The sequence below is a fragment of the Sphingobacterium shayense genome (assembly GCF_013179575.1).
Lineage (GTDB): Bacteria > Bacteroidota > Bacteroidia > Sphingobacteriales > Sphingobacteriaceae > Sphingobacterium > Sphingobacterium shayense.
Genome location: NZ_JABMCQ010000183.1, coordinates 1 through 7,910 on the forward strand (window position 1 = coordinate 1; position 7,910 = coordinate 7,910).

At 40.7% G+C, this 7,910-nt stretch carries 11 protein-coding genes and 1 pseudogene; all 12 read left to right on the forward strand.

From position 1 onward, the window contains the following. Positions 1–189 (forward strand): annotated as a pseudogene (locus HP439_RS16400) (Crp/Fnr family transcriptional regulator); the annotation flags it as partial. Positions 190–394: 205 nt separating this feature from the next. Further along, complete coding sequence (locus tag HP439_RS16405; protein ID WP_172391424.1) at positions 395–784, forward strand: RidA family protein; 390 nt, start codon at positions 395–397, stop codon at positions 782–784. A gap of 320 nt (positions 785–1,104) precedes the next feature. Beyond that, positions 1,105–1,674 carry a Crp/Fnr family transcriptional regulator gene (locus tag HP439_RS16410; protein WP_172391425.1) on the forward strand — a complete coding sequence of 190 codons (570 nt, stop codon included), beginning with the start codon at positions 1,105–1,107 and terminating at the stop codon, positions 1,672–1,674. Positions 1,675–1,796: 122 nt separating this feature from the next. Next, positions 1,797–2,444: a hydrolase gene (locus HP439_RS16415; RefSeq protein WP_172391426.1), complete on the forward strand. Its 648-nt coding sequence runs from the start codon at positions 1,797–1,799 to the stop codon at positions 2,442–2,444. A gap of 189 nt (positions 2,445–2,633) precedes the next feature. Then, entirely contained in the window at positions 2,634–2,840 is a 207-nt protein-coding gene (locus HP439_RS16420) for a (4Fe-4S)-binding protein (RefSeq protein ID WP_172391427.1), read from the forward strand. A gap of 228 nt (positions 2,841–3,068) precedes the next feature. Next, complete coding sequence (locus HP439_RS16425; RefSeq protein WP_172391428.1) at positions 3,069–3,485, forward strand: OsmC family protein; 417 nt, start codon at positions 3,069–3,071, stop codon at positions 3,483–3,485. 338 nt (positions 3,486–3,823) lie between these two features. Beyond that, positions 3,824–4,738, forward strand: coding sequence for a pirin family protein (locus tag HP439_RS16430; protein ID WP_172391429.1), 915 nt, complete (start codon positions 3,824–3,826; stop codon positions 4,736–4,738). Between the two features lie 44 nt (positions 4,739–4,782). Further along, positions 4,783–5,802: an LLM class flavin-dependent oxidoreductase gene (locus tag HP439_RS16435; protein WP_172391430.1), complete on the forward strand. Its 1,020-nt coding sequence runs from the start codon at positions 4,783–4,785 to the stop codon at positions 5,800–5,802. 226 nt (positions 5,803–6,028) lie between these two features. Continuing rightward, positions 6,029–6,310, forward strand: coding sequence for a GNAT family N-acetyltransferase (locus HP439_RS16440; protein WP_172391431.1), 282 nt, complete (start codon positions 6,029–6,031; stop codon positions 6,308–6,310). A gap of 232 nt (positions 6,311–6,542) precedes the next feature. After that, positions 6,543–7,040: a peptide-methionine (S)-S-oxide reductase gene (locus HP439_RS16445; RefSeq protein ID WP_216657883.1), complete on the forward strand. Its 498-nt coding sequence runs from the start codon at positions 6,543–6,545 to the stop codon at positions 7,038–7,040. Between the two features lie 152 nt (positions 7,041–7,192). Next, positions 7,193–7,642, forward strand: a complete 450-nt coding sequence (gene msrB / locus HP439_RS16450; protein WP_172391433.1) for a peptide-methionine (R)-S-oxide reductase MsrB — start codon at positions 7,193–7,195, stop codon at positions 7,640–7,642. A 36-nt stretch (positions 7,643–7,678) separates the two neighbouring features. Further along, on the forward strand, positions 7,679–7,910 hold a 232-nt coding region (locus tag HP439_RS16455; RefSeq protein ID WP_172391434.1), incomplete at its 3' end, for a peptide-methionine (S)-S-oxide reductase.

Consider the following 7,910-nt stretch of genomic DNA (forward strand, 5'->3'; position numbering starts at 1 on the left):
CTAGAGAAAGCATATTTTGGATTTATCGCTGCGCAAAAACGTATCCTTTCAACTCTTACCTCCAATACCAAAGAACGGTATCAGCAGCTCATCGAAAAACACCCTACGCTAGTACAACGTGTGCCGAAATCGCAGCTGGCAGCTTATTTAGGAGTTTCAAGAGAAACATTAAGCCGCTTATCGCTCTGATATTAATAAAGTGTTATTAATATTCCCCCGGATTTCAAGAAAAGCCTTCATTCGTATTCCAAATTTGTTTTGCCATCATAGCTAACCGCATTCCATGTGATATACATCACGTTGAAATGGTGATCTTTGTCAAGCGCTTGATCCGAAAATGCAGCTTAATTTTGTAATCATAGATTTATTTTTAACTTTTTAAAATGAAAATGCAATGCAAAAAAGAGCTTTCAGTCCTTGGAAATGGCAAGACGAACGTAGTTACGTTCAAGCTGTCGAAGTAAAAAATAGCGAAGGAACGTTATACTGTTCCGGTCAGGCGGCAATCGATGCGGATGGTATATCGAGTAATGAGGATATGAAATCACAACTGCAACAGGCGATTGCTAACCTAGAAGAAGTAATTACGACATCTGGCTATCGGTGTGATGGCATCGTACGGTTAAATATTTATACAACCTCTACTGCGGAACTGTGGCCAAATTTCCCTATCCTTCAAGACTGGGTAGCAAAACACAATATTAAACAGACGGTGACGATGCTGGAGGTTACCGGATTGTTCGAAACATTAAAAGTAGAGCTTGAGGCTACTGTTGTAAAATAACCAAAATTTATTTTGTAAGAAAACACTATGGAGGGTTTTATTTTGTACCATCCATAGTGTGTTTTAATAGGTGTACTACAAATATTTTAATGCCCCTAGATTCGAGTATTGAAAAGTGGTTTTCATTGGAAGCTTTTCTTGAGGAAGAACAACAGAAGAGACGTTCTTTCGAGTGAATTTTTGCGAATTGTACTGGCAGCCATTTTGAGGGCAAGGCGCGCTGCGATCAAACAGTCTTCTGACGATCTCTTGGATGGATCTTATATGAAAAGAGACTAATAAAATAAAAGTATTAACTTTGAATATATCAACGTCTTTTCATGCATCCATTACATAGTTATATCAACGAATACGCTTCAACTTTAATTTCCGAGGAGGATTTTGAATTTTTCTTGAGTCATTTTATTCCAAAGCGAATAGGTAAAAAGCGATATCTATTGGAGCATGGAGAGGTGTGTAAATATTTTGCCTTTATTCTAAAAGGAACGATGCGTAAATATTACATAGATGAAAAAGGTGCCGAGCATGTTGTTGATTTGTATATAGAAAATTGGTGGGCCGGTGACCGTGAAAGTTTTTCCATGTTTACGCCTACCATATATAACATAGACGCTTGTGCAGATTGCGACGTACTTCTTGTTTCAAGAGAGAATATATTAAAATTGTGTAAAGGGTTTCCCGCTTTCAACGAATTTATTTTGAAACTCGATGAGCGCAATCATATTGCGACGCAGAAGAGGATAACGTCGACTATAAGTTTAAGTGCAGAAAAACGTTATATAGACTTCGCCACCCGCCACCCATATTTTCTGGAACGGTTCCCTCAACACATTATTGCTTCCTACCTAGGCATCACAAAAGATACACTGAGCCGAGTGCGTAAAAAATAAGCTGTACGGTTATCTTATTTTATCTTTTGTAGATATATGTCGATGTTTTTTTTCGACATATATCTACGTTTAATTTTTTCATTTGATGCAATTTTGAGATATCACTTTTAAATCAAAACTCAATGGAAAAATCTCCCAAAACTGGCTTAGCAGGCCTACTTCGTCCCGAAGATAGTATCGTGGTATTAATCGATCATCAGCCTTACCAGTTTACAAACTTGAACAGCCATGAACCAACTATGGTGATTAACAATGTAGTTGGGCTTGCTAAAGCAGCAAAGATTTTTAATGTACCTACCATCCTTACAACGGTCATTGAAGAAAGAGGCGGGTATATCATCAAAGGTCTTCAGGATGTCTTTCCCGATCAAAAGCCAATTAATAGGACACTTATCAATACTTGGGAAGATCCTAAAGTTACCGATCTTGTTAAGAAAAGCGGTCGTAAGCAATTGATTATAGCTGGATTATGGACGGAGATATGCGTAGCCATGCCTGCTATACAGGCTATTGGTGAAGACTATGATGTATTTGTTGTAACAGATGCTAGCGGCTCCACCTCCTTAGAAGCACATGAAATGGCGGTTCGTCGTATGGTGCAGGTAGGCATCGTGCCAATCAACTGGATTGCTGTCGTTTCTGAATGGCAACGCGATTGGGCCCGCACTGAAACTGCGGCTGATTTATCTAGTCTTATAATCGAGCACGGAGGGGCAAGCGGCGTTGCTTTAGCTTGGGAATTGCAATTATTAGCAACTCCCGTATCTTAGAAAGTCGCTGAAATCGGAATATTTAGTTGCAAATTCTTGCAAGTAAAACCGATCTCTGGTTGCAATAGAGCAGGAGGATTTTCTAAACTGCGACATGAACATCGGGGCGCTTAATATATCCTCAACCTCTGACAATATACATTCAATCCTATTTTGACAACTAAAACGCGCGCATCTAAAAATAATATTATGGAAAAACACGAATATCCTAACGGTGAAATTACGATTCTTTGGCAGCCTAAATTATGCATTCATGCTGGAGTGTGTGTAAGGACTTTATCAAAAGTATATAACCCAAAAGAACGTCCATGGATTAAAGCTGAGAATGCAACGACCCAGGAACTAGTCGATCAGGTAGCAAGATGCCCATCCGGAGCGTTGAGCATAAAAGGATAGGCCGAAACTTCTGTTGAAAGGGATAGCGTAGCTTTTTTATGTGGAGACGGGTATTGCTTACCTTGGAATGCGGGCGAGACGACTAATCAACAAGTCGTTGTGGTATCATGGGCGAAATAGCCTGAGGAACCATAATGATATTATATTGTCGTATTCTCTTAGAAGGTTTAAAAATCAACCAGTGTAATACGCGGACGTACCATCAAAAATTAAATCAAAGAAAAGGAAATGAAATACATGTTAGAAAAGCCCGTAAAAGGGACGATTGGACTTCAGAAATACATAACAGCTATCCATTGGAGAAATGGTGTACTCATCAGCGATGAACCTGAAAAAATAGGCGGAAGAGATTTGGGGCCAGATCCGTACACACTGTTGTTGTCGTCACTGGTCGGATGCACATTAGCAACTCTAAGAATGTATATTGACCATAAAGGTTTGGATATTTCTGAAATAGATGTGGAGGCTAATATATTCTGTAAAATAGAAAACAAAGAGACAGTGGCGTATATTGAACGCAAAATCCTATTTCGAGATCCACCGGATTTGGCGACACAAGAACGGTTATTGCAAATAGCCGAGAACTGTCCAGTATCGAAGATTCTTAAAGGAAATATAAATATTTCAACAGAGCTATTGGAATGAAAGAGTCGTATCTTGGTATTGGTAAAATTTGAAAGACTTCGGTTCTTTCACAATAGTATTTGTGGTTAGCTTACTTTTGCGAAAATGAGTCCTTATATTTTCAAAAAGAATAAACCAAAACGATAAAACATAAAACAAACATACGGTGTTTAGAAAATAACCTAATGGTCGTCACCGATGGTGCTGGGAAACAGGATGCAGGGAAAGTTATCACGTTCGCTGTCCTCACCCACGCGGAAGAGATAGAGCAATCGGTTGAGGTGATTTTTTGAAGGTTGGTGCATTTTATTATACCGATTGGCCGCATTTTTACAAAGTTTATTATTTAAATATTTACTATGCTTGATATAATTATAGAAGCCAGACATGCTGAAATTTCTCCAGGATTTGGCGTTAAACGTATTCTTCCCTGTCAGCTACGCCGGATGGTTGGGCCGTTTATATTTATGGATCACGGCGGTCCATTAAATTTGCCTGTAGGACATGTGAGTGGACTCGATGTCCTTCCACATCCGCATATTGGTCTATCCACGGTAAGCTATCTTTTCAGTGGAAATGTAACGCACAGAGATAGTTTGGGCGTGGAGCAGGTTATAAAGCCAGGCGAGGTGAATTGGATGACTGCAGGCAAAGGCATTGTTCATAGCGAACGCTTTGAAGACCCGGCGATGCTTGCAGGTGGGGAATTGGAGATGATACAAACATGGGTTGCTCTTCCCGAAAAGGACGAAGAGAATGAACCCTCATTTATGAACTATAAGCCCGAGCAATTACCTGTTTTTACTGATACGGGTGTGTGGATGCGTTTGATCGCAGGGGACGCTTACGGATTAAAAAGTAGTGTGGATACACATTCGCCTTTATTTTACGTACATGTCGTATTGGATAAAGAAGCTCGTTTCGGCTTGCCGCATGGACACAGTGAAAGAGGAGTGTACATCGTGAACGGAAGTGTTGAAGTAAATGGAGTGACCTACAAGGCGGGACAGTTAATGGTATTCACCAAAGGCGTTGATCCATTGATAATTGCTAAAGAACAATCCACTTTGATGATGCTCGGTGGAGAACATCTTGGTGATCGATTCATTTGGTGGAACTTCGTCTCCAGCCGAAGGGAGCGTATTGACCAAGCTAAAGAGGATTGGAAACAGGGGCGTATTGATCTGCCTCCTATGGACAATGAAGAATTTGTTCCTTTGCCTAGCGATAAAAGTAAACCCGCAGGCGGTCCACCTCCTAATCCTCTTTCTTAAAGAATTCAGAATCCAACAATAAAATGTTACGTTAAAATATAAAAATGGAAATAGGAATTGATAGTTTCGCTTCCGCTATGTACGGGAGTAAGACCCTGAGTAGTGTTGAGGCGATGGAGCAGTTGTTGGATAGGATCGTTCGGGCTGACCAGGCGGGATTAGCTATCTACGGTATAGGTGAGCACCATAAGAAGGAGTTTTTGGACTCGGCTCCCGCGGTAATCCTTGCTGCCGCTGCTGCAAGGACCGAAAAGATACGCCTGACTAGCGCTGTCACTGTGTTAAGCACATCGGATCCGGTAAGAGTTTATCAAAACTTTGCAACCCTAGATTTGATATCTAAAGGGCGCGCTGAGGTGGTGGTTGGAAGAGGATCTGCCATAGAAGCTTACCCATTATTTGGATATGACCTGAATACTTACAACGAATTATTTGAAGAGAAACTCGATCTTTTTTTAAAAATTCGTGATCAGGAAACTGTTTCCTGGTCGGGAAAATATAGGCCGGCGTTGAAAAACCAATCTGTCTATCCCAGAGCCATTCAGGAGAAACTGCCCGTCTGGTTAGGGGTGGGCGGAACGCCAGAGTCATTTGCTAGAGCTGGCGCTTTGGGATTACCGTTAATGGTTGCCGTTATCGGGGGAGAAACAGCACACTTTCGGCCGCTAGTCGATTTATATCGTGAGGTAGGGAAGAAAGCTGGTTTCGCTCCCGAGCAGCTGAAGGTTGGTTTGCATTCGCCCGGTTATGTTGCTGCGACTAACGAGCAGGCTATTGCAGACTATTATCCCGGTTATGCCGAACTCTGGACCAAGGCTGGTAAAGAGCGTGGATGGCCTGCAGTAACAAGAGCTGGGTTCGACGCGCTGATAGCGCCAAAAGGTGTACTTGTGGTCGGCGGTCCGGAACAGGTAGCCGCCAAATTGTTGAGGCATAGCGAGGCTTTAGGTGGTGTGGATCGTTTTACTTTTCAAATGGACAATGCGGGACTTACCCATGAACAGCTCTTAGCCTCAATAGAGATAATTGGTAAAGAGGTTATTCCACGAGTCAATCAACATTAGTACTGATTTCCTTCTTGGAGGATCAGATTTGATTTTTGGTTTGTAAAGTTTATAATTCGTCGTTTTAACATGAATTTTACTTTCATCCGATGACATTTTCTAGGGATAGTATCAGAATTAAAATTTAATATCTGTTATTATTACTATGATCCAAATTCGCTTTAATTAAATGTTGGTATCGACGGCCATAGGCGAAAAATGCGTACGTATAAAAATTAACTAATTTATGGAAATACTTTTAAAAGATGAAGGCTCCAAAGGTTTTGCTAGGGCCATAGAGAATGGTAAACTAGCTGGCGAAATGACGTATTCAATTGCGGGGACGGAGCTGATTATTATTGATCATACGGAAGTTAACCCCGAGTATAACGGTAAAGGTGTTGGAAAACAGATGCTTCACAAAATTGTCGAGATGGCTAGAGATAAAAATATTAAGATTATTCCCCTTTGCCCGTTTGCAGCGTCTGTTTTTAAAAAAGAGACGGACATAAATGACGTATTAAAGTAACCGCGGCTTAAGTAGCCAGCGAACCGTCATGCTATCTTGTTTATATGCGAGCAGTTAAGTCCACATTTCCCGCATAGGCGCATTATTTTAGTAATGCGAACGCATTCTCTACTATCGTCGAACAATTAAGGTGTTAACGATGTTATGTTCTGACGGAGCGTTGCGGATAATGATTGTTTAAAAAATCAATACTTTCCTTATTTTCGAGGTATCTAGAATATGTATGAGTGGTATGAAAAAGATTGGTTTTGGTGGAGGTTGTCATTGGTGTACAGAAGCAATCTTTCAAGCGTTGAAAGGTGTTGAGGTAGTAGAACAAGGCTGGATTTCCTCTATAACCCCGTACGACACCTTTTCAGAAGGTGTTATCGTTCATTTTAACGATGATATCACTCTTGAATTGTTAATTGAGATACATCTACTTACCCACAGTAGCTCTAACTTACATAGTATGAGTGACAAATACCGTTCGGCAGTTTACTATTTTGGCGCCGATGATAAAGCCGTCATCGAAACCACAATTACTAAATTGGGATTGGAAAATAATTGCCGATATATTACCCAAGCATTACCTTTTGTAGATTTCAGATTGAATTCGGAGAGCTATCTTAACTATTATAAACAAGACAAGCAGAGACCTTTTTGTCAAAATAATATCGACCCTAAACTAAAAGCCATACAAAAAAAATTCGGACGGCAAATGCGAAGCGATTTTTTACTTCGGGAATAAATGTCAAAATATCGGGCAAAATTGGCAAGCGAAATGGTATTGCATGGCGTTATATTTGTGATGTATATAAATAGTTGAACTTTAATCTTGAAAAAAACAGAAAACAAAAGAAATTAAGAAGGGAAACGCTTTTAACTTTAAAATGAACCGTTATGTTAAACTGGAATGATATCATTAAATTTACGAATCACGGGAATCCTGTTCCGCCGCGAAGGATCGAAAAATCCGATCTGGAATGGAAGGAGCTGCTAAGTCCCGATGTCTATTTTATTACGAGGGGAAAAGGAACTGAACCGGCCCACAGTTCGGATATGTGCGGGCTGTTTGAACCGGGCAGGTACGCATGCATCTGTTGTGAAACACCACTGTTTGATTCGGCCGAAAAATTTCATAGCAGTTCCGGCTGGCCTTCTTTTACGCAGCCCATAGCAATCGAAAACACAGCCTACAACAAGGATAGTAGCTATGGTATGATAAGGGTGGAAGTGACGTGTAATGTGTGTGATGCGCATTTGGGGCATGTGTTTCCAGACGGTCCGGAGCCCTCGGGTCTTCGATATTGTATTAATGCTCTAGCACTAAACAAGATCGAAGTCGGATAAAGTGACGAGGAATTCAAGCGATAAAAACAATTTTATATGGAAAATTTAAAAAAAGCTTATTTGGCAGGTGGATGTTTCTGGGGTATGGAAGATCTTTTTAGAACCCGCTCTGGCGTAGTCGATACGGAGGTAGGTTATTTAGGTGGACAGAATGATAATCCCACCTACGAGTATCACCCCGGCCATGCTGAGGGTCTTGAAATCACGTATGATCCAAGTGAAACAACCTATAAAGAATTGTTGGATTACTTTTTCAGAGTACATGATC

Excerpts from the sequence above, each read along its gene's own strand:
- HP439_RS16405 (WP_172391424.1), top strand. The coding sequence starts at position 395 with ATGCAAAAAAGAGCTTTCAGTCCTTGGAAATGGCAAGACGAACGTAGT.
- HP439_RS16410 (WP_172391425.1), top strand. The coding sequence starts at position 1,105 with ATGCATCCATTACATAGTTATATCAACGAATACGCTTCAACTTTAATT.
- HP439_RS16415 (WP_172391426.1), top strand. The coding sequence starts at position 1,797 with ATGGAAAAATCTCCCAAAACTGGCTTAGCAGGCCTACTTCGTCCCGAA.
- HP439_RS16420 (WP_172391427.1), top strand. The coding sequence starts at position 2,634 with ATGGAAAAACACGAATATCCTAACGGTGAAATTACGATTCTTTGGCAG.
- HP439_RS16425 (WP_172391428.1), top strand. The coding sequence starts at position 3,069 with ATGAAATACATGTTAGAAAAGCCCGTAAAAGGGACGATTGGACTTCAG.
- HP439_RS16430 (WP_172391429.1), top strand. The coding sequence starts at position 3,824 with ATGCTTGATATAATTATAGAAGCCAGACATGCTGAAATTTCTCCAGGA.
- HP439_RS16435 (WP_172391430.1), top strand. The coding sequence starts at position 4,783 with ATGGAAATAGGAATTGATAGTTTCGCTTCCGCTATGTACGGGAGTAAG.
- HP439_RS16440 (WP_172391431.1), top strand. The coding sequence starts at position 6,029 with ATGGAAATACTTTTAAAAGATGAAGGCTCCAAAGGTTTTGCTAGGGCC.
- HP439_RS16445 (WP_216657883.1), top strand. The coding sequence starts at position 6,543 with ATGAAAAAGATTGGTTTTGGTGGAGGTTGTCATTGGTGTACAGAAGCA.
- msrB (WP_172391433.1), top strand. The coding sequence starts at position 7,193 with ATGTTAAACTGGAATGATATCATTAAATTTACGAATCACGGGAATCCT.